Origin of the sequence: Rhodovulum visakhapatnamense (assembly GCF_004365965.1) — a bacterium.
GTDB classification, from domain to species: domain Bacteria; phylum Pseudomonadota; class Alphaproteobacteria; order Rhodobacterales; family Rhodobacteraceae; genus Rhodovulum; species Rhodovulum visakhapatnamense.
In genome coordinates this window covers 63794-87905 of record NZ_SOEB01000002.1, presented here as the reverse complement: position 1 = coordinate 87905, position 24112 = coordinate 63794, and the positions used below count along the sequence as shown (strand labels likewise).

The 24112-nt window shown below is 67.8% G+C and carries 34 protein-coding genes; 12 read left to right on the top strand and 22 right to left on the bottom strand.

All coding sequences use genetic code 11. The annotated features are described in order from the left end of the window. Nucleotides 1–4: 4 nt before the first annotated feature. From EV657_RS02275 to EV657_RS02265, 3 genes are all read right to left on the bottom strand, one after another. On the bottom strand, nt 5–808 hold the full coding sequence (locus EV657_RS02275) for a CbbQ/NirQ/NorQ/GpvN family protein (RefSeq protein WP_075784762.1): 804 nt from the start codon (nt 806–808) through the stop codon (nt 5–7). 85 nt (nt 809–893) lie between these two features. Next, a complete protein-coding gene (locus EV657_RS02270) occupies nt 894–1250 on the bottom strand; it encodes a ribulose bisphosphate carboxylase small subunit (protein WP_075784763.1) in 357 nt (118 codons plus the stop codon). A gap of 21 nt (nt 1251–1271) precedes the next feature. Beyond that, a complete protein-coding gene (locus EV657_RS02265) occupies nt 1272–2690 on the bottom strand; it encodes a form I ribulose bisphosphate carboxylase large subunit (protein WP_134077005.1) in 1419 nt (472 codons plus the stop codon). A gap of 114 nt (nt 2691–2804) precedes the next feature. Here EV657_RS02265 and EV657_RS02260 point away from each other — a divergent pair, with 114 nt between their 5' ends. After that, nucleotides 2805–3749, top strand: coding sequence for a LysR family transcriptional regulator (locus EV657_RS02260; protein WP_134077004.1), 945 nt, complete (start codon nt 2805–2807; stop codon nt 3747–3749). A 45-nt stretch (nt 3750–3794) separates the two neighbouring features. After that, a complete protein-coding gene (locus tag EV657_RS02255; protein ID WP_243837462.1) occupies nt 3795–4109 on the top strand; it encodes a hypothetical protein in 315 nt (104 codons plus the stop codon). A 17-nt stretch (nt 4110–4126) separates the two neighbouring features. Here EV657_RS02255 and EV657_RS02250 read toward each other — a convergent pair whose 3' ends face one another. The 15 genes from EV657_RS02250 to ffh form a co-directional block, all read right to left on the bottom strand. Then, nucleotides 4127–4936: a division plane positioning ATPase MipZ gene (locus EV657_RS02250; protein WP_075784767.1), complete on the bottom strand. Its 810-nt coding sequence runs from the start codon at nt 4934–4936 to the stop codon at nt 4127–4129. A 102-nt stretch (nt 4937–5038) separates the two neighbouring features. Then, nucleotides 5039–5434 (bottom strand): CZB domain-containing protein, encoded by a 396-nt coding sequence (locus EV657_RS02245; RefSeq protein ID WP_134077003.1) that lies wholly within the window; start codon nt 5432–5434, stop codon nt 5039–5041. 226 nt (nt 5435–5660) lie between these two features. Next, nucleotides 5661–5882 carry a 50S ribosomal protein L31 gene (gene rpmE / locus EV657_RS02240; RefSeq protein WP_075784769.1) on the bottom strand — a complete coding sequence of 74 codons (222 nt, stop codon included), beginning with the start codon at nt 5880–5882 and terminating at the stop codon, nt 5661–5663. Nucleotides 5883–5893: 11 nt separating this feature from the next. Beyond that, entirely contained in the window at nt 5894–6271 is a 378-nt protein-coding gene (gene rplS, locus EV657_RS02235) for a 50S ribosomal protein L19 (RefSeq protein WP_075784770.1), read from the bottom strand. Nucleotides 6272–6561: 290 nt separating this feature from the next. Next, entirely contained in the window at nt 6562–7365 is an 804-nt protein-coding gene (gene trmD / locus EV657_RS02230; RefSeq protein ID WP_134077002.1) for a tRNA (guanosine(37)-N1)-methyltransferase TrmD, read from the bottom strand. A 39-nt stretch (nt 7366–7404) separates the two neighbouring features. Then, on the bottom strand, nt 7405–7764 hold the full coding sequence (locus tag EV657_RS02225; RefSeq protein ID WP_134077001.1) for a hypothetical protein: 360 nt from the start codon (nt 7762–7764) through the stop codon (nt 7405–7407). A 114-nt stretch (nt 7765–7878) separates the two neighbouring features. After that, entirely contained in the window at nt 7879–8388 is a 510-nt protein-coding gene (gene rimM / locus EV657_RS02220; RefSeq protein ID WP_113670201.1) for a ribosome maturation factor RimM, read from the bottom strand. 3 nt (nt 8389–8391) lie between these two features. Then, nucleotides 8392–9042 (bottom strand): 5,6-dimethylbenzimidazole synthase, encoded by a 651-nt coding sequence (gene bluB / locus EV657_RS02215; RefSeq protein WP_113670202.1) that lies wholly within the window; start codon nt 9040–9042, stop codon nt 8392–8394. 3 nt (nt 9043–9045) lie between these two features. Beyond that, nucleotides 9046–9402 (bottom strand): 30S ribosomal protein S16, encoded by a 357-nt coding sequence (gene rpsP, locus EV657_RS02210; RefSeq protein WP_075784775.1) that lies wholly within the window; start codon nt 9400–9402, stop codon nt 9046–9048. Between the two features lie 42 nt (nt 9403–9444). Next, nucleotides 9445–9741 carry a chorismate mutase gene (locus EV657_RS02205; protein WP_075784776.1) on the bottom strand — a complete coding sequence of 99 codons (297 nt, stop codon included), beginning with the start codon at nt 9739–9741 and terminating at the stop codon, nt 9445–9447. Next, nucleotides 9734–10339, bottom strand: coding sequence for a GNAT family N-acetyltransferase (locus EV657_RS02200; RefSeq protein WP_134077000.1), 606 nt, complete (start codon nt 10337–10339; stop codon nt 9734–9736). The genes EV657_RS02205 and EV657_RS02200 overlap by 8 nt, the downstream gene beginning before the upstream one ends. Then, nucleotides 10339–10866 carry a GNAT family N-acetyltransferase gene (locus tag EV657_RS02195; RefSeq protein ID WP_075784778.1) on the bottom strand — a complete coding sequence of 176 codons (528 nt, stop codon included), beginning with the start codon at nt 10864–10866 and terminating at the stop codon, nt 10339–10341. The genes EV657_RS02200 and EV657_RS02195 overlap by 1 nt, the downstream gene beginning before the upstream one ends. Continuing rightward, entirely contained in the window at nt 10863–11390 is a 528-nt protein-coding gene (locus tag EV657_RS02190) for a GNAT family N-acetyltransferase (protein WP_113670204.1), read from the bottom strand. Before EV657_RS02190 ends, EV657_RS02195 begins: the two co-directional genes overlap by 4 nt. After that, nucleotides 11387–11902 (bottom strand): GNAT family N-acetyltransferase, encoded by a 516-nt coding sequence (locus tag EV657_RS02185; protein ID WP_134076999.1) that lies wholly within the window; start codon nt 11900–11902, stop codon nt 11387–11389. The genes EV657_RS02190 and EV657_RS02185 overlap by 4 nt, the downstream gene beginning before the upstream one ends. Nucleotide 11903: 1 nt before the next feature. Continuing rightward, complete coding sequence (gene ffh / locus EV657_RS02180; RefSeq protein ID WP_134076998.1) at nt 11904–13424, bottom strand: signal recognition particle protein; 1521 nt, start codon at nt 13422–13424, stop codon at nt 11904–11906. Between the two features lie 372 nt (nt 13425–13796). On the opposite strand from ffh, the gene EV657_RS02175 reads away from it, so the two are divergent. Both EV657_RS02175 and EV657_RS02170 read left to right on the top strand, forming a co-directional pair. Further along, the gene (locus EV657_RS02175; protein WP_113670244.1) at nt 13797–14666 is read left to right on the top strand and encodes a LysR family transcriptional regulator; all 870 of its coding nucleotides are present in this window, start codon (nt 13797–13799) and stop codon (nt 14664–14666) included. Beyond that, nucleotides 14657–15562 (top strand): DMT family transporter, encoded by a 906-nt coding sequence (locus tag EV657_RS02170; protein WP_134076997.1) that lies wholly within the window; start codon nt 14657–14659, stop codon nt 15560–15562. The genes EV657_RS02175 and EV657_RS02170 overlap by 10 nt, the downstream gene beginning before the upstream one ends. Nucleotides 15563–15573: 11 nt before the next feature. Here the strand turns inward: EV657_RS02170 and EV657_RS02165 are convergent, their stop codons facing one another. Then, nucleotides 15574–15897, bottom strand: a complete 324-nt coding sequence (locus EV657_RS02165; protein WP_075787490.1) for an ArsR/SmtB family transcription factor — start codon at nt 15895–15897, stop codon at nt 15574–15576. A gap of 196 nt (nt 15898–16093) precedes the next feature. Between EV657_RS02165 and EV657_RS02160 the strand changes: the two genes are divergently transcribed. The 6 genes from EV657_RS02160 to EV657_RS02135 all read left to right on the top strand — a co-directional run bounded on the left by EV657_RS02160 (nt 16094) and on the right by EV657_RS02135 (nt 19656). Beyond that, nucleotides 16094–16429, top strand: coding sequence for an AtpZ/AtpI family protein (locus EV657_RS02160; protein WP_134076996.1), 336 nt, complete (start codon nt 16094–16096; stop codon nt 16427–16429). 2 nt (nt 16430–16431) lie between these two features. Beyond that, entirely contained in the window at nt 16432–17184 is a 753-nt protein-coding gene (locus tag EV657_RS02155; protein WP_075784784.1) for a F0F1 ATP synthase subunit A, read from the top strand. Between the two features lie 57 nt (nt 17185–17241). After that, entirely contained in the window at nt 17242–17478 is a 237-nt protein-coding gene (locus EV657_RS02150) for a F0F1 ATP synthase subunit C (protein WP_042456520.1), read from the top strand. 85 nt (nt 17479–17563) lie between these two features. Further along, entirely contained in the window at nt 17564–18103 is a 540-nt protein-coding gene (locus tag EV657_RS02145) for a F0F1 ATP synthase subunit B' (protein WP_075784785.1), read from the top strand. Between the two features lie 4 nt (nt 18104–18107). Then, nucleotides 18108–18668 carry a F0F1 ATP synthase subunit B gene (locus EV657_RS02140; protein WP_113670206.1) on the top strand — a complete coding sequence of 187 codons (561 nt, stop codon included), beginning with the start codon at nt 18108–18110 and terminating at the stop codon, nt 18666–18668. 430 nt (nt 18669–19098) lie between these two features. Then, nucleotides 19099–19656, top strand: a complete 558-nt coding sequence (locus tag EV657_RS02135; RefSeq protein ID WP_134076995.1) for a hypothetical protein — start codon at nt 19099–19101, stop codon at nt 19654–19656. Nucleotides 19657–19675: 19 nt separating this feature from the next. Here EV657_RS02135 and EV657_RS02130 read toward each other — a convergent pair whose 3' ends face one another. The 3 genes from EV657_RS02130 to EV657_RS02120 all read right to left on the bottom strand — a co-directional run bounded on the left by EV657_RS02130 (nt 19676) and on the right by EV657_RS02120 (nt 22229). Next, nucleotides 19676–20446: an FCD domain-containing protein gene (locus tag EV657_RS02130; protein WP_075784788.1), complete on the bottom strand. Its 771-nt coding sequence runs from the start codon at nt 20444–20446 to the stop codon at nt 19676–19678. Nucleotides 20447–20547: 101 nt separating this feature from the next. Further along, nucleotides 20548–21213 (bottom strand): YiaD family glycine zipper/OmpA-like lipoprotein, encoded by a 666-nt coding sequence (locus tag EV657_RS02125; protein WP_113670208.1) that lies wholly within the window; start codon nt 21211–21213, stop codon nt 20548–20550. A 146-nt stretch (nt 21214–21359) separates the two neighbouring features. Further along, nucleotides 21360–22229, bottom strand: coding sequence for a methylated-DNA--[protein]-cysteine S-methyltransferase (locus EV657_RS02120; protein ID WP_134076994.1), 870 nt, complete (start codon nt 22227–22229; stop codon nt 21360–21362). A 129-nt stretch (nt 22230–22358) separates the two neighbouring features. On the opposite strand from EV657_RS02120, the gene nth reads away from it, so the two are divergent. Both nth and EV657_RS02110 read left to right on the top strand, forming a co-directional pair. Next, on the top strand, nt 22359–23003 hold the full coding sequence (gene nth / locus EV657_RS02115; RefSeq protein ID WP_075784791.1) for an endonuclease III: 645 nt from the start codon (nt 22359–22361) through the stop codon (nt 23001–23003). Beyond that, on the top strand, nt 23000–23995 hold the full coding sequence (locus EV657_RS02110) for an adenosine kinase (protein WP_113670211.1): 996 nt from the start codon (nt 23000–23002) through the stop codon (nt 23993–23995). Before nth ends, EV657_RS02110 begins: the two co-directional genes overlap by 4 nt. Nucleotides 23996–24112: the final 117 nt, after the last annotated feature.

The window sequence follows — 24112 nt, the reverse complement described above, 5'->3', positions numbered from 1 at the left end:
GCGGTCAGAAATAGGTGGCGACGGCGGCGTCCAGCGCGTCGCGCATGTCGGGATCGTCGGTGATCGGGCGGACCAGCGCCATGCGGCAGGCGGCGGGCGGTTCGATCCCGCGGGCCATCAGGCTTCCCGCATGGATCAGCATCCGGGTGGAAATTCCTTCGTCCAGCCCGTGACCCTTGAGGTTGCGGGCCCGTTCCGCGATCGAGACCAGCTTGTCGGCATCCCCGGGGTCCGCGCCAGATTCATGCGAGACGATCTCGACCTCGGTCGCATGGTCGGGATAGCTGAAATCGAGCGCGCCGAAGCGCTGCTTGGTGGACTGTTTGAGGTCCTTCATCAGGCTCTGATAGCCGGGGTTGTACGAGATCACGAGGTGGAAGTCCTCGTGCGCGCGCAAGAGTTCCCCTTTCTTTTCAAGGGGCAGGACGCGGCGGTTGTCGGTCAGCGGGTGGATGACGACGGTGGTGTCCTGCCGCGCCTCGACGATCTCGTCGAGATAGCAGATCGCGCCATGCCGCGCGGCGAAGGCCAGCGGCCCGTCCTGCCAGCGCGTGCCCTCGGCATCCAGCAGGAACCGGCCCACGATGTCGGACGCGGTCATGTCCTCGTTGCAGGCGACGGTGATCAGCGGCTTGCCCAGCCGCCAGGCCATGTGCTCGACAAAGCGGGTCTTGCCGCAGCCCGTCGGGCCTTTCAGCATCACCGGCATCTTGGCGGCATAGGCGGCCTCGTAAAGCGCCACCTCGTCGGCGACGGGCCGGTAATAGGGTTCTTCCGCGACGCGGTACTGGTCGAGCATATCCGTCATGGTCCGTCCTCCCCCGGGAGTGCGTTCGCAGGTTCGGACCGCGCCCTTCGGGGCACGGTCTTTCGGTCTACGGTCGTGGGTCCGGTCAGACCGGCGTGCCGCGATAGACCACCATGTTGGCGCCCTGGCTCTGGGTGTAGTTGTTGTAGCCGATCAGGCGGACATGGTTGTCGGGGTTCGCCTCGTGGCAGGCTTTCAGCTCGGCCAGGATGGTGTCGACATCGGTTTCCCCGAACATCGGCAGCTTCCACATGTACCAGTAGTTGGACTTGGCGAATTGCGGCTCGGTATGTTCGATGGCCGGGTTCCAGCCATGTTTCACGATCCATTCGACCTGCTTGCGGATCTGCGCGTCGTCCATCTCGGGCAGGTAGGAAAAGGTGCCCATCTTGCGGCTCGCGGGGTCCGACAGCCGCGAGGTGTAGTCCTGAACGTTGCTCATTCTCTCTCTTCCTCCGGGCGCTCAGCGGTGCTGGGTGTCGAGCTTGTCGACGGTGTCGAATTCGAACTTGATCTCTCTCCAGGTCTCCATGGCGACCTTCAGCTCGGGGCTGTGCTTCGCGGCATTGGTCAGGATCTCCTTGCCTTCCTTTTCCAGTTCGCGGCCCTCGTTGCGGGCCTGCACGCAGGCCTCGAGCGCCACCCGGTTCGCCGCGGCGCCAGCCGCGTTGCCCCAGGGGTGGCCAAGCGTCCCGCCGCCGAACTGCAGCACCGAGTCGTTGCCGAAGATCGAGACCAGCGCCGGCATGTGCCAGACATGGATGCCGCCCGAGGCGACCGGGAAGACCCCGGGCATCGCGCCCCAGTCCTGATCGAAGAAGATCCCGCGCGAGCGGTCCTCCTTGATATGGCGGTCGCGCAGAAGGTCGATCCAGCCCAGCGTCGCCTCGCGGTCGCCTTCGAGCTTGCCGACGACAGTGCCCGAATGCAGGTGATCGCCGCCGAGCAACCGCAGCATCTTGGCCAGCACCCGGAAGTTGATACCGTGATTGGGGTTGCGGTCCATAACCGCGTGCATGGCACGGTGAACGTGCAGCAGCAGGCCGTTGTCCCGGCACCATTTCGACAGCGAGTTATGTGCGGCCCAGCCCAGCGTCAGGTAGTCCGACATGATGATCGGGGTCTTCAGCTCCTTGGCGAATTCGGCGCGCTTGTAGACCTCTTCCATGGTGGGCGCGGTCACGTTCATGTAGTGACCCTTGCGCTCGCCGGTCTCGGCCTCGGCCTTGTCGATGGCCTCCTGGCAGAACAGGAACCGGTCGCGCCAACGCATGAAGGGCTGGGAATTGACGTTCTCGTCGTCCTTGGTGAAGTCCAGCCCGCCCCGCAGGCATTCATAGACCGCGCGGCCATAGTTCTTGGCCGAAAGTCCCAGCTTGGGCTTGATGGTGCAGCCCAGCAGGGGCCGGCCGTATTTGTCCATCTTGTCGCGTTCGACCTGAATGCCGTGGGGCGGGCCGAAGCAGGTGGCGACGAACCACAGCGGGAAGCGCACGTCTTCGAGACGCAGCGAGCGCACCGCCTTGAAGCCGAAGACATTGCCCACGATCGAGGTGAAGACGTTGACGACCGAGCCTTCCTCGAACAGGTCCATCGGATAGGCGATGAAGGCATAGAAGGCCTCGTCGCTGCCCGGCACGTCCTCGATGGCGTAGGCGCGGCCCTTGTAATAGTCGAGATCGGTCAGCAGGTCGGTCCAGACCGTGGTCCAGGTCCCGGTCGAGCTTTCGGCGGCGACGGCGGCCGCGGCCTCTTCGCGCGACACGCCGGGCTGCGGGATCACCTTGAAGACAGCGAGGATGTCGCTGTCCTTCAGCGTGTAGTCGGGTTCCCAATAGGTCGACCGGTATTCCTTGACACCGGCGTCATAGGTCTTGGCCATCTGTCCTCCTCCGCGGTTCATGGCGGGCCGTTTTCGGCTCGGGGGGACTATGAGCGCTTGAATGCCTCTATAAAACTGAATAGTTTTTAGGTTGATAATAGGGAATTGCCTAGTATGCGGATCAGCCTGCGGCAATTGTCGGTGTTCCTGTCGGTGGCCCGGCACCAAAGCTATACCCGCGCGGCCGAAGAGCTGAACCTGACCCAGCCGGCCGTCTTCACCCAGGTCAAGCAGCTGGAAGACAGCCTTGGCGTGCCGCTTCTGGACCGGATCGGCAAGCGGATGCAGCCGACCGATGCGGGGCGCGTGGTGGTCGAGGGCGCGCGCGAGACGCTGGATGCGGTCGGCCGGATGGAGATGCGGCTGGCCGACATGCGCGGCCTGCGCGAGGGGCGGCTGACGCTGGCCATCGTCTCGACCGCGCAATATTTCCTGCCGCGCCTGCTAGGCCAGTTCTGCGATGCCAATCCCGGCATCGAGGTGGCGCTGACGGTCACCAACCGGCAGGCGGTGCTGGCCCGGCTTGCCGCCAGCGAGGACGATCTGTGCATCCTCGGCACCCCGCCCGAGGGGCTCGACGTCGTCGCGCGGGCCATTGCCGACAACCCGCTGGTGCTGATCGCGCGGCCCGATCATCCCTTGGCCGCCGAGGTCAACATTCCGCCCGAACGGGTCGCGCGCGAGCCGTTCCTTCTGCGCGAACGCGGGTCGGGCACGCGGCTGACGGTCGAACGGTTCTTCCGGGCGCGGGGGCTGACGCTGCCGATGCGGATGGAGCTGGGGTCGAACGAGGCGATCAAGCAGGCGGTGATCGGCGGCCTGGGCCTCGGCGCCCTGTCGCGCGACACGCTGGCGCTGGAAGGCGCGACCGGGGCGCTGAAGGTGCTGGATGTCGCGGGCTTTCCGCTTTTGCGGCAATGGCAGGTCGCCTATCCGCGCGGCAAGCATCTGTCGGTGGTGGCAGAGGCGTTTCTCGACCATCTGGTCGCCCATGCCCGGCAAGCGGTCGAGGCGGGGCCGGCCATAGCGCGCATTGCGAAAGAGGCCGCACAGGAGTAACCCTTTCGCGAAAGGCCGGGGCGGGGGCCGGCCGCAAGAGAAAGGATGTCAGGGATGATGCAGGTCTTCGCCTTGTATCTTGGCTTTTCGCTGGTGCTGCTGCTGGGCGCCGCCGAGCTTGAACGCCGCGCCATCGTCGCCCGGAGGCTGGGTCCGAACGGCCGGGCGATGCTGATCGCGCTGGTGGTTTCGGCGGTGTCGTCGCTCTTTGTGGTGGTCGCGGCGGGTGTTTCGGGCGGCTGGATCTTCATGCTGCACGTGCTGGGCGGCGCAATCCTCTATCACGCGCTGATGGGCATCTTCCTCGTTCACGGGCTGCAGGAGGTCTCGGCCCGGGTCGCGGGCCACGGCATGTCCTGAACCGGGCCGGGCGCTCGTCAGGCGACCTGTTCGACCTCGGGCAGTTTCAGGGCGGCCATCAGGTCGCGCAGCTCCTGCCGGGCGGCCACGTTCGAGATGTTCAGCGTGGTGACCCCGGTATCCTTGAGATCGAGCAGCGTCAGCCCGTTCGGGAACAGTTCGCGGAAGATCACTCGTTCCGAAAAGCCGGGTGCCACGCGGAACCCGATCCGGCGCGAGAGATTGTCCAGCGCCTTGCCCATCTTGCGCTTGTTGTGCATCTGCTGGGCGCCCAGCCGGTTGCGCAGCACCACCCAGTCGATGGGTTTCAGCCCGGCCTGCGCGCGCATCTGCCGGGCGTTCCAGACCATTTCCGAATAGATCGACGGGCCGAGGATCTTGCCGGTCGCGCCGTCATGGCGCGCCAGCAGGTCGAAGTCGATGAAGCTGTCATTGAGCGGCGTGATCAGGGTGTCGGCCAGCGTATGCGCGACCTGGCTGAGGCGCGTATGCGAGCCGGGACAGTCGATCAGGATGAAGTCCTTTTCGCGTTCCAGCTCGGCGATCGCGGTCGACAGCCGCCGGTCGTGGACGTTTTCGCTTTCGTCCAGGGTCGCCGCGTCGATCTCGGGCAGCTCGCGGAAATCGGGCGAGGGCAGATCGACGCCGGTCTGGGCCAGATAGGCGCTGCGGTTGTCGAAGAAGCGGCCCAGCGAACGCTGCCGCACGTCGAGATCGAGCGCGCCGACCCGGAAGCCCTGGCGCGCCAGCGCCGTCGCCACATGCATCGACACGGTGGATTTTCCCGCGCCGCCCTTCTCATTGCCGACGACGATGATATGCGCCACTGCCAACCTCGCTTTTCTGCCGGTCCCAACCCCCGAAAGACCCGCCCTCACCTTACGGTGAGGGGGCAGGGATTGGAAGCGGCCGCAGGGCCGCCCCGGTCGTCACGCGCCGGTCGGGGCTTTCAGTTCGTCCTGCAAAGCCTCGATTTCGGCGATCATCCGGTTCGAGATGTCGCGCAGTTCGACCCCCAGCGCGCATTCGGCCGTGCCGACCCGCCGGTCGGCCACCAGCCGCAGGATGCGCCCCGCGCAGGCGTGAAATTCGGCATGGCTGCGGGCGATCTCGCGGACATGTCGGGCGCCGCGCGCAGCGGCGGCCAGATCGCCGCCGCCCAGCAGCCGGTCGAGGTCGCAGCCGCCCTGGGCGCTGGCCTCTTCCGGAGAAATTCCGGCCCGGCCGGTCTGCACCGCCTGGCGCAGCCGGCCCCTCAAGAGCAAATGAGACTGGATGGCGGCCTCCAGGGCCTCGGCCGTCGAACGGGAAATGGGGAGGGACATCGGCTGAACCTCATCAATCTGAATAAACTTTTATGTTCGTGAGAGGGCGCCCGGATTGTGGCGCGATTGCGGCGTTCCAAGGGAAAAAGCCGGGAACTTGTCCGAGGAAGGGCGCAAGGACGTCAGAAAGTAGAATAATTTTAAATCAAAACGCGTCACTGCCCAGGGCGTGAAACGAAAACGCCGCCCCGAGGGGCGGCGTTCGGCAATCTTCGAAGGGCTGGGCTCAGAAGCCGAGGCCCTCGTATTTCTTCTTGAACTTCGACACGCGGCCGCCGGTATCCATCAGACGCGAGCTGCCGCCGGTCCAGGCCGGGTGCACGCTGGGGTCGATGTCGAGCGACAGGGTGTCGCCTTCCTTGCCATAGGTCGATTTCATCTGGACCACGGTGCCGTCGGTCAGCTTGACGTCGATGGCATGGTAATCGGGGTGGATGTCCTTGCGCATGGGCCTGTTCCTTATTCCGCGGACTTGGGCTTGTAGTTCGAGACCTCGGCGATCCGGGCCGATTTGCCCCGACGCGAGCGCAGGTAGTAAAGCTTGGCCCGGCGAACGCGGCCGCGGCGGACGACCTCGATCGAGTCGATATTGGTCGAGAAGAGGGGGAACACCCGTTCCACGCCTTCGCCGAAAGAGATCTTGCGCACGGTGAACGAGCCGGCAATGCCCTTGCCGTTCTTGCGCGAGATGCAGACGCCTTCGTAGTTCTGCACACGGGTGCGGGTGCCCTCGGTCACCTTGTAGCCCACCCGGATGGTGTCGCCCGGCTTGAAGTCGGGAATGGTCTTGCCGAGCGCGGCGATCTGCTCGGCCTCCAGTTGCGCGATCAGGTCCATCGCATGTCTCCGGTTTCGCTCGCGGTTCTGGTCCGCGAAGTTTTCTTGCCGCCTCAGAGCTCTGTGCCTTCGTCCGGGTCCGCCTTCGTCCCATTCGGGGGCGCCCGCCAGAGTTTCAGGTTGCGTTTCCTGTTCGATGGTCCTTTCCCCGGCCCGGGCCGTGCCGAAGAAGCACGAGGCCAAAAAGAAAGTGCCCGGCCGACTCGCGAAAGCCCCGGACGGGCGGTGTATAGACAAGGCGGGGACTGCAATCAAGCCGTTTGGCGCCTTGTTCTGAAGGCGCAAGCGGTCTAGTCGGGCTTCCGGCGATAGGCCGCCCAAAGGTCGGGGCGCCGGGACTCGGTCAGCCGCTCGGCCATGTCGCGGCGCCAGCGCTCGACCGCGCCGTGATTGCCCGACAGCAGCACCTCGGGAATGGCCCGGCCGTGCCATTCCGCGGGGCGGGTGTATTGCGGATGTTCCAGCAGCCCGGCCGAGTGGCTTTCCTCTTCGGTCGAGGCGGCATTGCCCAGCACGCCCGGCAAAAGCCGCACGGTCGCGTCGATCAGCGCCTCGGCCGCGATCTCGCCCCCCGTGAGGACGAAATCGCCCAGCGAGACCTCCTCGACTGCGTATTCCTCCAGCACCCGCTCGTCGACGCCCTCGAACCGGCCGCAAAGAAGGGTCAGCCCCTCGGCCGCGGCGAAGCGGCGGGCCGTGGCCTGCGTGAACGGCGCGCCCCGGGGTGAGAGATAGACGACCGGCCAGCGGGCGCGGTCGGGCGGCGTGCCGATGGCCGCCTGATCGAGCGCCTTCGCCACCACGTCGGCGCGCAGCACCATCCCGGCGCCGCCGCCCGCGGGCGTGTCGTCGACGTTGCGATGCCTGCCCTCGCCGAAGGGGCGCAGGTCGATGGGTTCGAGCGCCCAGAGACCCTGGTCGAGCGCCTTGCCGGTCAGCGACAGGCCGAGAATGCCGGGAAAGGCTTCGGGGAACAGCGTGATGACGCGCGCGGTCCAGGCGCCCCTCAGGCGCGGACGTTCGGCCATCAGGTCGCGGGGCTTGAGGCTGGCCGACACCGACAGCCGCCCATGGGATCTGGCATTCTCCGTCATGGGCGGGTCTCTAGCGGGTTTTCAGAGGCGGCGGAAGGCTCAGCCTTTGGCGCCGGGTTTCATGCCCACGGCCAGTGCACCGGCGCAGCCGATGCCCGAGACGATCAGCGGCACCAGAAGGGGCAGCGCGAGGATGCTGCCGCCGAAGGGCCAGGCCAGGCCGAGGCCGATCAGGAAGGCGAGGTTCGCCCAGATCACCTGGTTGACGACGATCATCGGCAGCGCCTTGGTCAGGGTCTTGCCCTCGGCGGTGCGTTTGGCCTTGGCGGCCGGGTCGAAGACGGTCGCGACGACCGCGAAGGCGGCGATCACGAGGATGACCCAGGCATCGATCCCGGCAGTGCCGCCGAGAAAGGCGCCGAACAGGATCACGGCGTAGAAGATCTGGGGCAGGTTCATGGGCTTGACGCTCCTTGTGGTCGGATATGGGGCGCGGGCAGGGGAACACCCGATCGGGCGGAACCGCAATGAGGCGCCCCGCCGCAATTCGCGCGGCGCCCGCAGGTCATCGCCTCAGGTCTCGAAAAGCCCGTCGGGCGGGTCGATGACCATCCGCCCGGCCTCAAGATCGACGGTGGGCACGATGGCGTTGGTGAAGGGCACCAGAACGGCGGCCTTGAGGCCCGGGCCGCGCACCTCGATCAGGTCGCCCGCGCCATGGTCGAAGACCGCATGGACAGTGCCCAGCACCTTGCCGCCCGGATCGACCACGGTCAGCCCGATCAGGTCGGCATGATAGAATTCGTCGTCGGGCAGCGAGGGCAGCCGGTCGCGGTCGGCGTAGAGCCGCAGGCCCTTCAGCGCATCGGCCTCTTCCTTGGTGACGACACCCGAAAGGCGGGCGGCGAAGCCCTCCTTGACCGCGCGGGTGATCTCCAGATCGAAGCTTCGCGCGCCGTCCTCGGAATAGAGCGGCGCGTAATCGGCAATGGCGGCGGGATCGGCGCAGAAGCTTTTCAGCCGCACCTCGCCCCGGACCCCGAAGGACCCGGAGACCGCCCCGACGCAGACCCTGTCGGTCATGTCCTAACGCTCCTCGACGATCAGGCCGGCGGCACGGCTTTCCCAGCCGACCTCTTCCAGTTCGGGGCTGTCGCGTTCGACCTCGGGCCAGCCGAGGCAGAGATAGGCGACGAGGCTCCAGCCCTCGGGCGCGCCCAGATCGCGGGCCAGCCGGTCGGGGTCAAGCACCGACACCCAGCCAAGCCCCAGCCCCTCGGCCCGGACGGCAAGCCAGAACATCGAGATGGCCGCGACCACCGAATAGCGCCGCATCTCGGGCATGGTGGCGGCGCCAAGGCCTGCGCCCTGCGCGGTTTCCTCGTCGCAGAAGACCGCAAGCTGCACCGGCGCGCGGTCCATGCCCGACAGTTTCAGCCGCGGGTAAAGCGCGGCCTTCTCGCCCTTATAGCCCTTGAGGGCCGCGGCATTGGCGTCCTCGAAATTGGCCCGCGCGGCGGCGCGGGCGGCCGGGCTTTCGACCCGGATCAGCCGCCAGGGTTCCGACAGGCCCACAGAGGGGGCCAGCCGGAACGCCGAAAGGCAGCGGTCGAGCAGCTCGGGCGCGACCGGATCGGTGCGGAAATGGCGCACGTCGCGCCGCCACCGCATCAGCTCGAAAAGCTCGTCGCGGAAGGCGGGCGCGAACCGGTCGGCCCGGGCTGTCTCGGAGGCCATGGCTTATTCGGCCTCGGCGGCGGCAGCGGCCTTGGCGGCCTTCTCTTCGGCGCGTTTCTTCGCCTTGTCGCCGGGCTCGGCCTTCTTGGGGTTGCTGCGTTCGGTCTTGGCCAGCACGCCCGCGGCTTCCAGCATCCGGGCGACACGGTCGGTCGGCTGGGCGCCCTGGCCGAGCCAGTACTGGGCGCGCTCGGTATCCATCTTCACGCGCTCTTCGCTGTCCTTGGCCAGCAGCGGGTTGTAGACGCCCAGCTTCTCGATGAAGCGGCCGTCCCGCGGCATGCGGCTGTCGGTGACGACGATCCGGTAGAAGGGACGCTTTTTCGAGCCGCCGCGGGCGAGACGAAGTTTCAGAGCCATGTCAGTTTCTCCTGTTCGTTGGCTTGGGGGGCAGGGGTCTGCCTATTTCTGGTGTTCGAAGTGGTGACGGATCACTTCCTGAATGATGAAGTTCAGGAATTTCTTGGCGAATTCCGGGTCGAGATCGGCCTGGTGGGCCAGATCCTCGAGCCGCGCGATCTGCTGGTCCTCGCGCGCCGGGTCCGAGGGCGGCAGCCCGTGCGCGGCCTTCAGCCGGCCGACCGCCTGGGTGTGCTTGAACCGCTCGCCCAGGGTGTAGACGAGGATGGCGTCAAGCCGGTCGATGCTGGCGCGGTGCTCCTTCAGAAGCTCGGCGGCGCGGCGGACGTCGTCAGTCAAGGGGCACTCCTTTCGGCTTGCACGAGGGGTCGATATGGTCGGCCAGTTCGGCCGCGGTCCGGGCGGCAAGGGGCGCCGCCGCCAGCGCCGCGGGGCTGGGATGGCGATAGACGATGTCATGGCTGTCGACGGTGCGGGCGTCTGCGTCGAGCGTCGCGCCAAGCCGTTCGCACAGCCGGACCGAACTGGCGTTCTTCGGATCGACATAGGTGACGGCGGTGGTCCAGCCGAGCCGGTCGTAGCACCAGCCGCGCGCGGCATGGACGGCCTCGAGCGCGATGCCCCGGCCCTCGACCCGCGGCCAGATCACCCAGGCGATCTCGCGCTCGGGCCAGCCCTTGGGATACCAGCCGCCCGCCATGCCCAGCGTCGCGTCGGTCTCGCGGTCGTGGATCATCCACATGCCGAAGCCGTGGATCTGCCAATGCCCGATCTCGGCGGCATACAGCATCCAGGATTCGTATTCGCTGAGCGGCCCGCCCATGAAGCGCGCGCGGTAGCTGGTGAAGGTCGCCTCGAAATTCGGATAGTCCTCGGGGGCGGGGCCCTTCAGCACCAGCCGCTCGGTTTCCAGGACGGGAATCGCGGAATGGGCCATCAACGACACGCCTCCGGGGCCGGATGGCGGTAGACGCCGATGCTGCCATAGGTTTCGTGGGTGACCTCGCCCTCGTAGACCGCGCCCAGCCGTTCGGCGACCCGGGCCGAGGCAATGTTGGCGCGGTTGACCAGGCTGATCGCCGTGGGCCAGCCGAGCGCGCCGTAGGCATGGCTGCGGGCGGCGCGGGCGGCCTCGGTGGCATAGCCCTTGCCCTCGAACCCCTCGAAGAGATCCCAGGCGACCTCGGGCTCGGGCCAGCCCTCGGGATTCCAGAGCCCGACCATGCCGACGGTGTGGCCGGTTCCGCGCTCGGTCACGATCCAGCGCCCGTAGCCGCGCAGCGCCCAGTGGCCGATTTCGGTGGCAAGCTGGCGCCAGGCGCCCTCGGGGCTTTTCGGGCCCCCGACAAAGCCCGACCGGTCCGAGGCATAGAAGGCGCGGAGCACCGGAAAGTCGCGCGGTTCGGGACCGCGCAGCGTGAGCCGCGCCGTGGTCAGCGCGGGAACGACGGGCAGAAAGGTCATGCGGCGGCCTCCGGTCCGGGATGGCGGTAGACCACGCAATCCTCGTCGAAAGGATAGGGCACCGACGGATCGAGGCGGCAGCCCAGCCGTTCGGCCAGCGCCCGCGAGCGGTCGTTCCGGGCGTCGATATAGCTGATCGCGGTGGTCCAGCCGAGCGTGTCATAGGCAAAGCGGCGGCAGGCCAGCGCGGCCTCGCGCGCCAGGCCCTGACCCTCGGCCTCGGGATAGAGGATCCAGCCCAGTTCCGGTTCCGCCCAGCCTTCGGGGAAATGCGGCCCGATCACGCCGATGGCGGCGTCCGAGCCCTTCCGGGTGACGGTGAACATGCCATAGCCATGCAGCGCCCAATGGCCCCAGCGCGAGGCGAATTTCGTCCAGGCGTCGCGCCGCGAGAACGGCCCGCCGATGTAGCGTGCGCGTTCGGACCCGGCAAAGGCGGCGTGGGCCTCCCAGTCGGCCGCCCTGGGGCCGCGCAGGATCAGCCTCTCTGTCTCGATCTCGGGGCAGTCGATCGTGATCTTCATGCCGCTGCCTCCGGGCGCGGGTGACGATAGACCAGATCGCCCGGATCGGGCCGGGCGGCGGTCGCGTCGGGTCTTGCGCCAAGCCGTTCGGCCAGCGCGACCGAGCGGCGGTTTTCGGGCGAGATGTAGCTGACCAGCGTGTCGAAGCCGAGCGCGCCGAAAGCGTGGTCGCGGGCAGCCTCTGCGGCCTCGGTGGCATAGCCGCGGCCGTCATGGCCGTCGAAGACCAGCCAGCCCAGTTCGCGCTCGGGGAAATGGTCGGGCTTGTTCAGCGCCACCTGTCCCACCGCCACGCCATCCTCGCGGCGCTCGACGCCCCAGGCGCCGAAGCCCATCAGCGCCCATTGCCCGACATCGGCGGCAAACACCTGCCAGGCCTGTCGGCGCGACAGCGGCCCGCCCATGAAGCGCGCGCGTTCCGAGGCGAACAGCGCCGCATAGGGGCCGAAATCCTCGACCCGGTGCGGGCGCAGGCGAAGCCGCGCGGTGTCTATGATGGGTGCTGCGGTCACGTCACTTCTTCTTGCCGAACCCGCCAAGCCCGCCGAGCCCCGGGGGCAGGCTCATGCCGCCCCCCATGCCTCCGGGCAGACCGCCCATTCCACCGGGCAGGCCCGCGCCCATCTTGCGCGCGGCCTCTTCCAGCTGGGCCTGATCCATATTGGCCATGTCGGGCATGCCGCCCTTGCCGAACATGCCGCCCAGCGCCTTCTTCAGCATCGCGCGGCCGCCCTTCTGGCCGAGCTTCTTCATCATGTCCGACATCTGCCGGTGCATCTTCAGAAGCTTGTTCAGTTCCGGCACTTCAAGGCCCGCACCCGCCGCGATCCGCTTCTTGCGGCTGGCCTGCAAGAGCTGCGGATTGGCGCGTTCCTTCTTGGTCATCGAATTGATCAGCGCGATCTGGCGGCGCAGGATCGAATCGTCGAAGCCCGCATCGGCCATCTGCTTGGACATCTTGCCCATGCCGGGCATCATTCCCATGATGCCTTCCATCCCGCCCATCTTCAGCATCTGTTCCAGCTGCATCTTCAGGTCGTTCATGTTGAACTGACCCTTCTGCATGCGCTTCATCATCCGCTCGGCCTGCTCGGCCTCGATGGTGGCCTGCGCCTTTTCCACCAGCGAAACGATGTCGCCCATGCCGAGGATGCGGCCCGCGATCCGTTCGGGGTGGAATTCCTCGATCGCGTCGAGCTTCTCGCCCAGACCCACATACTTGATCGGCTTGCCGGTGACCGCGCGCATCGACAGCGCCGCGCCGCCGCGGCCGTCGCCGTCCATCCGGGTCAGGATAACGCCGGTGATGCCGATCCGTTCGTCGAAATTCTCGGCGGTGTGGACGGCATCCTGGCCGGTCAGGCCGTCGACCACCAGAAGCGTCTCGCGCGGCGTCGCGACATCGCGGACGGCCTCGACCTCGGCCATCAGCTCTTCGTCGATGGACAGACGGCCGGCGGTGTCCAGCATGTAGACGTCATAGCCGCCCATCGCCGCCTGCTGCTTGGCGCGTCTGGCGATGTCGACGGGCTTCTGGCCCTTGACGATGGGCAGGGTGTCGACGCCGATCTGCACACCGAGGATCGCCAGCTGTTCCATGGCCGCCGGGCGGTTCACGTCGAGCGAGGCCATCAGCACGCGCTTGCCGTTGATCTCTTTCAGGCGACGGGCCAGCTTGGCGGTGGTGGTGGTCTTGCCGCCGCCCTGAAGGCCGACCATCAGGATCGGCGCGGGCGGGTTGTCGATCTTGAGATAACCCGGCTCGCCCTCGCCGGTCAGCACCTCGACCAGCGCATCGTGGACGATCTTGACCACCTGCTGGCCCGGCGTGACCGACTTGGTCACCTCCTGGCCGGTGGCCTTGTCCTGCACCGACTTGACGAAATCGCGGGCGACCGGCAGCGACACGTCGGCTTCCAGAAGCGCGACGCGGACCTCGCGCAGCGCGGTCGCGACATCCTCCTCGGTCAGCGCCCCTTGCCGGGTCAGCCGGTCGAATACGCCGGAAAGGCGGTCGGAAAGACTTTCGAACATGGCCCTGGCCCTCCTTCGACCGTTGCACCTGTCCCCGCAATGTGGGCGGGAACGACCGGTTTGTCAGCGCGTCGCGATGCGCAAAACGCGATTTGCCCCCGTGGGCGAAACCTCGCTGACGGGGGGCGATCCCGGACAGGGGCCGGGACCGGAAGGGTTTGCACCGTTCCGGAATGGCCGCGCTTAAGCCACGAAACGCCGTCCGAGTCAAGCTGGACCCGGTCCGGGGTCCCGCCCGGCCGGGCCGAGAGGGCCGCCGATCGAAGGGGCGCCCGGAACATCGCCCTTGCCTTGGTGAACGCAATTGGCCAGCATCGCCGCGAACTGTGACTTTTTGCACAGGTTGCGTTACCAAGATGGACCGAGATGGATATCGACAACTGGGATGAGATCCGCACCGCCTATCATGTGGCGCGGCTGGGCACGGTCAGCGGTGCCGCCGATGCGCTGGGGGTGCACCATGCCACGGTGATCCGCCATGTGGACGCGCTGGAGGACCGGCTGGGCGTCAAGCTCTTCCAGCGCCATGCCCGCGGCTACACCCCGACCGAGGCGGGCGAAGAGCTTTTGCGCGTGGCGCAGGTCACCGCCGATCAGTTCAGCCAGCTTGCCGGGCGGCTGAGGGGGCGCGGCGCGGCGATGACCGGCGATCTGACGGTGACGACGGTCGACAGCCTGACGCCGCTTCTGGTGCCGGTGCTGTCCGGGTTCCAGGCCGAACATCCCGAACTGACCCTGCGCCTGATGGCCGATTCCCGGCTGTACCGGCTGGAATATGGCGAGGCCCATGTCGCGGTCCGCGCCGGAGGGCAGCCGGACGAGCCCGACAACATCGTGCAACGGCTCTATACGCTGCGCTACGCGCTTTATGCCAGCAACGGCTATGTCGCCGCGCATGGCCGACTGGGCGAGGACATGTCGGCGCATTTCTATGTGGGCCCGTCCGACGAGGATCACCGGGCGCCCTTCAACCGCTGGCTCAAGGCCAGGGCGCCGTCGGACCGGGTGGGCTTTCGCGCCTCGGACGCGCGGGCGCAGGTCGAGGCCGTGGTTGCGGGCGCGGGCATCGGCTTCGTGCCGGTCTGGTGGGCCGAGCGGCTGCCCGGGCTCGAACAGATGCACCCGCCGCTGGCCGAATGGGATGTGCCGCTCTGGCTTGTGACCCATGTCGATCTGCATCGCACCGCCAAGGTGCAGTCCCTGACCACGCGGCTGAAGGATGCGGCGAAGGAATGGCCCTGAGCCCGGCCGCGGTCCCGCGCGGCGCGGCTCTGCGCGGCCATCTGGCGATGCTGAGCTTCTCGGCGCTGGTGGCGGGATCGTTCAGCTTCGGCAGCCTGATTGCCAATGACATCGACCCGGTGGCGCTGACCGCCCTGCGCTTCCTGCTGGCCGGGGTGCTGATCGGGTTGGCCGCGGCGCTGGGCCCGGGGCTGAGGCGCGGGCAGTTCCGCGCGCCCTGGCGCTTTCTGGTCCTGGGCACGGTCTTTGCGCTGTATTTCGTGCTGATGTTCGAGGGGCTGAAGACGGCCGCGCCGGTGCCGACGGCGGCGGTCTTCACCCTGACCCCGGTCATGTCGGCGGGCTTCGGCTGGTTGTTCCTGCGCCAGCGGGCAACGCCCCGGGTGGCGGCGGCGCTGGCGATCGGCGGGGCCGGGGCGGTTTGGGTGATCTTCCGCGCCGATCTCGGGGCGCTGTTGCGGTTCGAGATCGGGCGGGGCGAGGCGGTCTTCTTCATCGGCTGCATCGCGCATGCCGCCTATACGCCGCTGGTGCGCAAGCTGAACCGGGGCGAGCCCGCGCTGGTCTTCACCTTCGGGATGATGCTGGCGGCCCTGCTGGTGCTGACGCTTTACGGCGCGCCCGCGCTGGTCGCGACCGACTGGGGTGCGCTGCCGCCGCTGGTCTGGGCGGTGCTGGCCTATCTGGCGGTCTGCGCCAGCGCGATGACTTTCGTGCTGCTGCAATACGCGGCGCTCAGGCTGCCCGCGGCCAAGGTGATGGCCTATACCTACCTGACGCCGTCCTGGGTGATCCTGTGGGAATTCGCGCTGGGCCACGGGGCGCCGCGCGCGCTGGTGCTGGGCGGGGTCGCGCTGACCGTGCTGGCGCTGGCGATGCTGCTGAAGGACGACTAGGCCGCCCGGCCTCAGCCGTTCAGTTCCGCCGCGAGGAAGCGCTCGAAGGCGTCGAGGTTCACCGCCTCGAACTGGCCGAAGCTCTGCATCCAGATCGAGGCGTCCTTCAACGCGTCGGGTTCAAGCTTGCACCATTTCACCCGCCCGCGCTTTTCCTGGCTGATCAGACCCGCCCGGGTCAGGATCGCCAGATGTTTGGAAACGGCGGCCAGAGACATCTGAAACGGCTCGGCCACGTCGGTCACCGCCATGTCGTCTTCCAGCAGCATGGCGAGGATCGCCCGGCGGGTGGGGTCGGCGAGCGCCGCAAAGACGATGTCGAGCCGGTCTTCCATCGCCGCAGGATGCGCCTGCACCGGCCCGATCGTCAACCGTCCGGTTGAATATGGCAAAGCCGTGCCGGGGCCGGGTTCCGCGCGGCAGCATTCGGCAAAACCATGTTTTTTCAATGGCTTGATGGCGTCGCAATCCGCTTGACTCATTTCCCCCCGCTGACTAGCTTCGCCGCGACTGTCCGAGGGGGACGTTCGCATGATGGACCCGGCCGAAAAGGAACGGCTCGCCCGGCTGGAAGCCAGGCTGGCCGCGCTGAAGAAGGCCAAGGCCGATCCCGCGCCCTCTCACATGGACTCGCATTACACCCAGGCGCAGCTGGCCTGGCGAATGGTGATAGAGCTGGTCTCCGGTCTGGGGATCGGCTTCGGCATCGGGTTCGGCATCGACTCCTGGCTGGGGACAAAGCCGATCTTTCTGGTGCTGTTCATATTGTTGGGCCTTGCGGCGGGCATCCGGGTGATGCTGCGCACCGCGCAGGAGGTCCAGGGCCAACAGGCGGCGGCCGCCGCTGAGGACGAGAAGAGGGATTGAACGTGGCGAGCGAAGACGCGACCGGCGGAGTGAACATCGATACCATGCACCAGTTCATGGTGCGCCCGCTCTTCGGCGAGGGGGCGGTGCACTGGTACACCCCCACCAACGTGACCCTCTGGATGGGCATCGCTGTGTTGTGCACGGTGCTGCTGCTGGTGATGGGCACCCGGGGCCGCGCGATCGTTCCCTCGCGCATCCAGTCGGTGGCCGAACTGGCCTATGGCTTCGTCTACAAGATGGTCGAGGACGTGTCGGGCCGCGACGGCCTGAAATACTTTCCCTACATCATGTCGCTCTTCATCTTCATCGTCTTCGCGAACTTCCTCGGCCTGATCCCCGGCGCCTTCACCACCACCTCGCATCTTGCGGTCACCGGGACCATGGCGCTGGCGGTGTTCATCGGCGTGACGGTTCTGGGCTTCGTCAAGCACGGCGCGAGCTTCCTCAGCCTGTTCTGGATCACCGCCGCGCCGCTGGCGCTGCGCCCGATCCTGGCGGTCATCGAGGTCATTTCCTACTTCGTCCGCCCGGTCAGCCACTCGATCCGGCTTATGGGCAACATGATGGCCGGCCACGCCGTGATGAAGGTGTTCGCGGGCTTCGCGGGCGTTCTGGGCGTGGGCGCGGTGTTCCCGGTCGTGGCGATCGGGGCGATCTACGCGCTCGAATTCCTGGTGGCTTTCATCCAGGCCTATGTCTTCGCGATCCTCACCTGCGTCTACCTGCGCGATGCGCTGCATCCGCACCACTGACGCCGGTCTGAGTATCACACACTGAATCTGCCAATTCCAACGTAAGGAGAAATCGACATGGAAGGCGATATCGTTCAAATGGGTGCCTATATCGGTGCTGGTCTGGCCTGTACCGGCATGGGCGGCGCCTCGGTCGGCATCGGCCACGTCGTCGGCAACTACATCTCCGGCGCCCTGCGCAACCCGTCGGCGGCTGCCTCGCAAACCGCCACCATGTTCATCGGTATCGCGTTCGCCGAAGCGCTGGGGATCTTCTCGTTCCTCGTCGCGCTTCTGCTGATGTTCGCCGTCTGATCTCCGACTGAACCGATCCTTACGGCCGGGTGGGGCGTGACAAGACGCACCCACCCGGTGTGATCCGGGGTTCCAGGGGGACGACATGGCAACAGAACTAGAGACCGCCGCAGCTGCCGGTCACGCCGCCGAAGCCGTCGGCATGCCGCAGCTCGACTTCTCGACCTATCCCAACCAGATCTTCTGGCTGGTCGTCACGCTGTTCGCGATCTACTTCGTGCTGTCGCGCATCGCGCTGCCGCGGATCGGAGCGGTTCTGGCCGAGCGCCAGGGCACGATCTCGAACGACATCGCCGCCGCCGAAGAGCTGAAGCTGCGGGCCCAGGAGGCCGAGCGCGCCTATGAGAAGGCGCTGGCCGATGCCCGCGCCGAGGCGCAGCGGATCGTCGCCGAGACCAAGGCCGAGATCAAGGCCGACCTCGACGCCGCCACCGCCAAGGCCGATGCGGAAATCGCGGCGCGGTCCGCCGAGGCCGAAAAGCAGATCGCCGAGATCCGCGCGGGCGCGCTGGAAAGCGTCAGCGAGGTTGCCCGTGCGACCACGGCCGACGTGATCGCCGCGATGGGCTTCAGGGCCGAGTCGGGGGCTGTCGACGCCGCCGTCGACGGCAAGCTGAAAGGGTGATCCGATGAAGAAACTCGCAGTCGCTCTGATGCTGTCGGCTTCGCCGGCGCTGGCGGCGGAAGGCCCGTTCTTCTCGCTGAACAACGCCGAATTCGTCGTCACCATCAGCTTCGTCGCCTTCCTTGCCCTGCTCGTTTACCTGCGGGTGCCGGGCAAGCTGATGGCGATGCTCGACAAGCGCGCGGCCGAGATCAAGTCCGATCTCGACGAGGCGCGGGCCCTGCGCGAAGAGGCGCAGACCGTGCTGGCGTCCTACGAGCGCAAGCAGAAGGAAGTGCAGGCCCAGGCCGAGCGGATCGTCGAGACCGCGCGGACCGAAGCCGAAGCGGCCGCCGCCAAGGCCAAGGACGACCTTAAGGTCGCCATCGCCCGCCGTCTGGCCGCCGCCGACGAACAGATCGAGTCGGCCAAGTCCGGGGCGGTCAAGGAAGTGCGCGACCGGGCCATCGCGGTCGCCGTTGCGGCCGCGCGCGAGGTGATCGTGCGCCAGATGACCGACCAGACCAACGACAAGCTGGTGCAGGACGCCATCGGCGAGGTTCGCGGCAAGCTGCATCTGCACTGATCCGAACCGGCGGGGCCATCGCGCCCGGCTGCCGGTCCCGATAGAACCCCGGCCGAAAGGCTGGGGTTTTTCGCTTCAGGGGACCGCGCCGGAACCCGAATGCACGTGACGCGGGAAATACGTGCGAATGATCGCTTTAATCGCGATTTGTCCTGTCCGGGGCATGACCCTGCCACATTCGCGGTTTCTACTGTCGAACGCGCGGGGACTCGCCCCGGCGCAGTTTCGCAGGGAGTCCCGTGATGACCGCCGTCCTCATCCTCGCCCCAACACCTCTCGCGCTGTTCGTCGGGTTGCTCGCCCTGACGCTCTTCCCGTCCCTCGGAGGAGGCTTGCGCCGGTCGCTGCGGGTTCCGGTGCGGGCGGCGGTCCGCGGGCGCCGATCGGGGTAGTGCCCGCTTTTTCCATTTTACCGGCTCCGGAGCCTCCTATGTCCAGCCTGACCCATACCCCGCCCCGCCCCGCGGCCCTCTCGGCCCGGCATCCGCGTGCGGACAGCGGTGCGGCGGCCGTCCCGCCGCCCGGGGCCCCGGCGCGGAACCTGTTCCGGCCCGGCACCTTTTCGGCGATCCTGCTGGGGGTGGGTCTTTGCGCCCTGCTGGCGCTTTACGGAGTCGGCCCTGCGCAGCGCTTCCTGGAAGATCACAACAGCGGTGTCCGCGCCGCCCAGCATGCGGTGGCGATCGAGGCGGTGATGGCCACCGACCCGATCAATCAGCGCCGCCAGGACATGACCGAACGCGCGCGCCGCTTTGCCGGGGCCAAGGTCGATGCGGGGTTCTTCATCCGCACGCCCACGCCCGAAAAGCTGGCCTGCATCACCTTCCGGGGCGGCGACATGCATGCGCCCGAACCCTATCTGGTGCGGATGAACCTCGATTCGCTGCGGCGGATGCTGGCGGTTCAGGACGAGCTCGACTTCGCGACCTACTGGGCGCTGCACAAACGCTGCCGGATTCACGCGAACCTGGCGACCAGCGTCAACTGACGGCGCCTGCGGATCGCGGTCAGCCCTTGCCCAGCGCCTGTTCCAGCCGCTGGCGGGCGACCTCCTCGTTGCGGGCGACGGCCTGATCTGCACGCAGCGCCTCGGCCACAAAGTCCAGATGCCGCTCGACCGCCGCGCGCGCGGCGGCGCCGTCGCGGGCCTGTAGTGCTGCGTTGATCGCCCGGTGCTGGTCCAGCAGGCTCGTGCGCGTGGTCCGCTGGCGGAACATGATCTGGCGGTTGTAAAAGACCCCTTCGCGCAGAAGGTCGAACATCGCCCGCATCATGTGGGTCATGACCACATTGTGGCTGGCCTCGATGATCGACAGGTGAAATTCGGCATCGAGCCGCGCCTCGTCCGCCGGGTTGCGCTTGGCATGGGCGGCCTCCATCCGCGCGAACAGCGTGTCGACGACCTTGAGGTCGGTGTCTGATGCGGTGCGGGCGGCGCGGTCGGCAGCCAGCCCTTCGAGGTCGCGGCGGAAGGCGATATAGTCGAACAACGCCTCGTCATGGCTGGCGAAGAGGCGCACCAGCGCGTCGGAAAAGGCCGCGCCCAGCACCTCGGCCACAAAGATCCCGGCGCCGGCCTTGCGCACCAGAAGCCCGCGCGCCTCGAGCGCCTCGATGGCCTCGCGCAGCGACGGCCGCGACACGCCAAGCCGGTCCGAAAGATCGCGTTCGGCCGGAAGCCGTTCGCCGGGCCGCAGCACGCCGCGCAGGATCAAAAGCTCGATCTGGCGCACCACCGCCGCCGACAGCTTTTCGGGCAGGACTTTCTGGAAGGGCATGGCGCCGCGCGGTCTCCGTTGAACCGGTCAGAAGATATGACCGCGGACGCCCGGCGGCAATGGCCGGGCCCCCGGGCCGGAACCCGGGGGCCCGGACCGCGTCAGGACATCGGGCGAATGACGATCTCGACCCGGCGGTTCTGGGCCCGGCCCTCGGGCGAGAGGTTCGAGGCGATGGGCTGTTCCTCGCCCCGGCCATAGGCGCGGAGGCGGCCGGAATTGACGCCCGCCCCGGTCAGGATCGACGACACGGCGGTGGCGCGGCGGGTCGACAGCTGCTGGTTGTAGCTGGCCGAGCCGGTATTGTCGGTATGCCCGATGATATCGACGGTGGTGTTGGGATAGTCGTTCAGGCTGTAGGCCAGCGTCTGCAGGTCGGCGCGCAGCCCCGAACGCACCGCGGCGCTGTCGGTGTCGAACAGGATATCCTGCGGCATCGTCACGATCAGCGCGTTGCCGGTATTGACCACGCCGATCTGGTTGTTGTCGAAGCTCTGGCGCAACTCGGCGGCCTGCTTGTCGAGGTTGTTGCCGATGGCCGCGCCCGCCGCCGCGCCGACCGCCGCGCCGATCAGCGCGCTCTTGGCGTCGTTGCCGCCCCGGTTCGAGGCCAAAAGCCCGGTCACGGCGCCAAGGCCCGCGCCGATAGCCGCCCCTTCCTTGGTGCGCTGCCGGGCATCGCCGGTCTGGACCGAGGGATCGGTACAGGCGCCGAGCGCAAGCGCCCCGGCGATGGTCAGAAGGATAGGTTTGCTGGCGCGGATCATGACTGCCTCTCTGCTTGAGTCCCGTTCGGGGACCGTTGCCCGCGAATATAGTCGGATGGCGGCGGTCTTCGAGGGGGGCGAGACGGGCAGAGGGGCAGATCGGGCGGCAAATGGCCGATCGGCGGGGGACGGGGGGCGGGGGGCGGTCAGGGGCCGCTCGCCGCGGCCTCGGCCCGGGCCGATTCCCAGGCCAGAAGGGCGCGCTTGACCGGCAGGCCCCAGTGATAGCCGCCCAGCGCGCCGGTCTTGCGCAAGGCCCGGTGGCAGGGGATCAGATAGCTGATCGGGTTGCGCCCGACCGCGGTGCCGACCGCGCGCACCGCCGCCGGATGGCCGATGGCGCGGGCGATTTCGGAATAGGTCGTGACCTGGCCCGAGGGCACGCTCAGCAGGGCCTCCCAGACCTTGATCTGGAAGGGCGCCCCGATCAGGTGCAGGCGCGCCTCGCCGCCCCGCCGCCCGAAGGCGGCCTCGGCCCAGGGCGCCAGCGCCATCGGGTCCTCGACGAAGCTGGCGCGCGGCCAGCGCGATTTCAGGTCGGCCATCGCCGGTTCGGGCCCGGTTTCGGCGGCAAAGCCGATGCCGCAGATCCCGCGGTCGGTCGCCATCAGCAGCGCCGGGCCGAACGGGCTGTCGACCCAGCCCCATCGGATTTCGAGCCCGGCGCCGCCCCTGGCATAATCGCCCGGGCTCATCGCTTCCCAGCGCAGGAACAGATCGTGCAGCCGCCCCGCGCCCGAAAGCCCCAGCGCGTCGGCGGTCTCGAGCGTGGTGAAGCGCTCGCGCATCAACGCCCGGGCGTGGCCGAGCGTCAGATACTGCTGATAGCGCTTGGGCGAGACGCCGACCCAGCGCGAGAAGACGCGCTGAAAATGCGCGGGGCTCATGTTCATCTCGGCTGCCAGGGCGTCAAGCGGCAGCGCCTCGGCGCCGGCCGCGTCGATCCGGTCGATGGCGCGCCGGATCACCGAGAAATGATAGGCCTGGCTGTCGTCCCGGTCCGTGTCCTTCGGCATGGTCCTTCCTTTCGGATGCTGGCTCTCAGGATAGGCCCGGTTGCCTGCCCGCGCGACCCGGAACCTGCGCCAAAAGGCGGCCCCGCTGCGGCCTTGCCTCTGCCCCGCCGCACGGGCATAGGAAGGCCGATGGCCCAGGCTCTGCCCTATCATACGATCCGCGAGATCTTTGCCCGCTTTCAGGCGGCCGAGCCCGAGCCGAAGGGCGAGCTTGAACATGTCAACGCCTATACCCTGCTGGTCGCGGTGGCGCTGTCGGCGCAGGCGACCGATGCCGGGGTGAACCGGGCGACGCGGGCGCTGTTCGCCCGGGTCGACACGCCCGAGAAGATGCTGGCTTTGGGCGAGGAGGGGCTGATCGAGCATATCCGCACGATCGGGCTTTTTCGCAACAAGGCGAAGAATGTCATCAAGCTGAGCCGGATCCTCGTCGAGGAGTATGGCGGCGAGGTGCCGTCCTCGCGCGCGGCGCTGCAGGCGCTGCCCGGGGTCGGGCGCAAGACCGCGAATGTGGTGCTGAACATGTGGTGGGGGCTGCCCGCCCAGGCCGTCGACACCCATATCTTCCGGGTCGGCAACCGCACCCTGATCGCGCCGGGCAAGACCGTCGAGGCGGTCGAGCGCGCGATCGAGGACAATGTGCCGGCCGAATTCCAGCGCCATGCGCATCACTGGCTGATCCTGCACGGCCGTTACCTGTGCAAGGCGCGCAAGCCGATCTGCGGGACCTGCCCGATCCGGGATCTCTGCCCATACGAGGACAAGACAGTATGACCAAGACCTATCACGTCGTCGGCATCGGCAATGCGCTGGTCGACGTTCTGGCCCATGCCGATGAGGCTTTCCTGACCGACCACGGCGTCGAGAAGGGCATCATGCAGCTGATCGACACCGAGCGCGCCGTCGAGCTTTACGGCCGGATCGGCCCGGCGCAGGAGATCTCGGGCGGGTCGGCCGCGAACACGATCGCGGGCATCGCGCATCTGGGCGGGCGCACCGCCTATGTCGGCAAGGTCAAGGACGACCAGCTGGGCGCGATCTTCGCCCATGACCTGCGCGCGCAGGGTGCCGATTTCGCGACGCCCATGGCGCCGGAAGCAGAACCGGGCGAGACCGGGCGCTGCATCATTCTGGTCACGCCCGATGGCGAACGGTCGATGAACACCTATCTGGGGCTGTCCGAGCGGTTGTCGGCGGCCGATATCGACGCGGCGCAGATCGCCGATGCCGAGTGGATCTATCTGGAGGGCTACCGTTTCGACGGGGCCGAGAGCCATGCGGCCTTCGCCAAGGCCATTGCGGCCGCGAAGGCCGCGGGCGGCAAGGTGGCGCTGACCCTGTCCGACCCGTTCTGCGTGGACCGCCACCGCGACGCCTTCCGCCGGATGATCCGCGAGGATGTGGACCTGCTGTTCGCGAACCGGGCCGAGATCCTGTCGATGTACCAGACCGAGGTCTTCGACGACGCGCTGGCCCATGCCGCGGCCGAGATCGGGCTGGTGGCCTGCACCGACAGCGCCGATGGTGCGCATATCCTGTCGGGGACCGGGCGCTGGCATGCACCGGCGCTGAACACCCGGGTGGTCGACGCGACCGGCGCGGGCGATCTGTTCGCCGGGGCGTTTCTGTGGGGGCTGACGCAGGGCCATGATCTGGAAAGCTGCGGCCGCATGGGCTGCGTTGCGGCCAGCGAGATCATCAGCCATATCGGCGCGCGTGCCGAGGCCGATCTGACCCATCTGTTCCGCACCCATGGACTGATCTGAAGGCGGCGGGGGCGCTCCCGCCCCCGGCCCGCACGGGGCGCGCGCGCTGCGCGCGCCCCGTGCGGGCCGGCCTTGGGCCGGGCGCGCTGACGCGCGCGCCTCCGGCGGGGGTATTTC

Excerpts from the sequence above, each read along its gene's own strand:
- EV657_RS02160 (WP_134076996.1), top strand. The coding sequence starts at position 16,094 with ATGATGGACCCGGCCGAAAAGGAACGGCTCGCCCGGCTGGAAGCCAGG.
- EV657_RS02195 (WP_075784778.1), bottom strand. The coding sequence starts at position 10,866 with ATGACCTTTCTGCCCGTCGTTCCCGCGCTGACCACGGCGCGGCTCACG.
- EV657_RS02140 (WP_113670206.1), top strand. The coding sequence starts at position 18,108 with ATGAAGAAACTCGCAGTCGCTCTGATGCTGTCGGCTTCGCCGGCGCTG.
- EV657_RS02150 (WP_042456520.1), top strand. The coding sequence starts at position 17,242 with ATGGAAGGCGATATCGTTCAAATGGGTGCCTATATCGGTGCTGGTCTG.
- EV657_RS02120 (WP_134076994.1), bottom strand. The coding sequence starts at position 22,229 with ATGCCGAAGGACACGGACCGGGACGACAGCCAGGCCTATCATTTCTCG.
- EV657_RS02125 (WP_113670208.1), bottom strand. The coding sequence starts at position 21,213 with ATGATCCGCGCCAGCAAACCTATCCTTCTGACCATCGCCGGGGCGCTT.
- rpmE (WP_075784769.1), bottom strand. The coding sequence starts at position 5,882 with ATGCGCAAGGACATCCACCCCGATTACCATGCCATCGACGTCAAGCTG.
- rimM (WP_113670201.1), bottom strand. The coding sequence starts at position 8,388 with ATGACCGACAGGGTCTGCGTCGGGGCGGTCTCCGGGTCCTTCGGGGTC.
- EV657_RS02225 (WP_134077001.1), bottom strand. The coding sequence starts at position 7,764 with ATGAACCTGCCCCAGATCTTCTACGCCGTGATCCTGTTCGGCGCCTTT.
- bluB (WP_113670202.1), bottom strand. The coding sequence starts at position 9,042 with ATGGCCTCCGAGACAGCCCGGGCCGACCGGTTCGCGCCCGCCTTCCGC.
- EV657_RS02255 (WP_243837462.1), top strand. The coding sequence starts at position 3,795 with ATGTCAGGGATGATGCAGGTCTTCGCCTTGTATCTTGGCTTTTCGCTG.
- EV657_RS02200 (WP_134077000.1), bottom strand. The coding sequence starts at position 10,339 with ATGGCCCATTCCGCGATTCCCGTCCTGGAAACCGAGCGGCTGGTGCTG.
- EV657_RS02135 (WP_134076995.1), top strand. The coding sequence starts at position 19,099 with ATGTCCAGCCTGACCCATACCCCGCCCCGCCCCGCGGCCCTCTCGGCC.
- EV657_RS02260 (WP_134077004.1), top strand. The coding sequence starts at position 2,805 with ATGCGGATCAGCCTGCGGCAATTGTCGGTGTTCCTGTCGGTGGCCCGG.
- EV657_RS02275 (WP_075784762.1), bottom strand. The coding sequence starts at position 808 with ATGACGGATATGCTCGACCAGTACCGCGTCGCGGAAGAACCCTATTAC.
- EV657_RS02165 (WP_075787490.1), bottom strand. The coding sequence starts at position 15,897 with ATGGAAGACCGGCTCGACATCGTCTTTGCGGCGCTCGCCGACCCCACC.
- rplS (WP_075784770.1), bottom strand. The coding sequence starts at position 6,271 with ATGGACCTGATCGCGCAACTGGAGGCCGAGCAGATCGCCGCGCTCGGC.
- EV657_RS02270 (WP_075784763.1), bottom strand. The coding sequence starts at position 1,250 with ATGAGCAACGTTCAGGACTACACCTCGCGGCTGTCGGACCCCGCGAGC.
- EV657_RS02245 (WP_134077003.1), bottom strand. The coding sequence starts at position 5,434 with ATGTCCCTCCCCATTTCCCGTTCGACGGCCGAGGCCCTGGAGGCCGCC.
- EV657_RS02170 (WP_134076997.1), top strand. The coding sequence starts at position 14,657 with ATGGCCCTGAGCCCGGCCGCGGTCCCGCGCGGCGCGGCTCTGCGCGGC.
- EV657_RS02110 (WP_113670211.1), top strand. The coding sequence starts at position 23,000 with ATGACCAAGACCTATCACGTCGTCGGCATCGGCAATGCGCTGGTCGAC.
- rpsP (WP_075784775.1), bottom strand. The coding sequence starts at position 9,402 with ATGGCTCTGAAACTTCGTCTCGCCCGCGGCGGCTCGAAAAAGCGTCCC.
- EV657_RS02145 (WP_075784785.1), top strand. The coding sequence starts at position 17,564 with ATGGCAACAGAACTAGAGACCGCCGCAGCTGCCGGTCACGCCGCCGAA.
- trmD (WP_134077002.1), bottom strand. The coding sequence starts at position 7,365 with ATGACGGAGAATGCCAGATCCCATGGGCGGCTGTCGGTGTCGGCCAGC.
- EV657_RS02190 (WP_113670204.1), bottom strand. The coding sequence starts at position 11,390 with ATGAAGATCACGATCGACTGCCCCGAGATCGAGACAGAGAGGCTGATC.
- EV657_RS02265 (WP_134077005.1), bottom strand. The coding sequence starts at position 2,690 with ATGGCCAAGACCTATGACGCCGGTGTCAAGGAATACCGGTCGACCTAT.
- ffh (WP_134076998.1), bottom strand. The coding sequence starts at position 13,424 with ATGTTCGAAAGTCTTTCCGACCGCCTTTCCGGCGTATTCGACCGGCTG.
- EV657_RS02130 (WP_075784788.1), bottom strand. The coding sequence starts at position 20,446 with ATGCCCTTCCAGAAAGTCCTGCCCGAAAAGCTGTCGGCGGCGGTGGTG.
- nth (WP_075784791.1), top strand. The coding sequence starts at position 22,359 with ATGGCCCAGGCTCTGCCCTATCATACGATCCGCGAGATCTTTGCCCGC.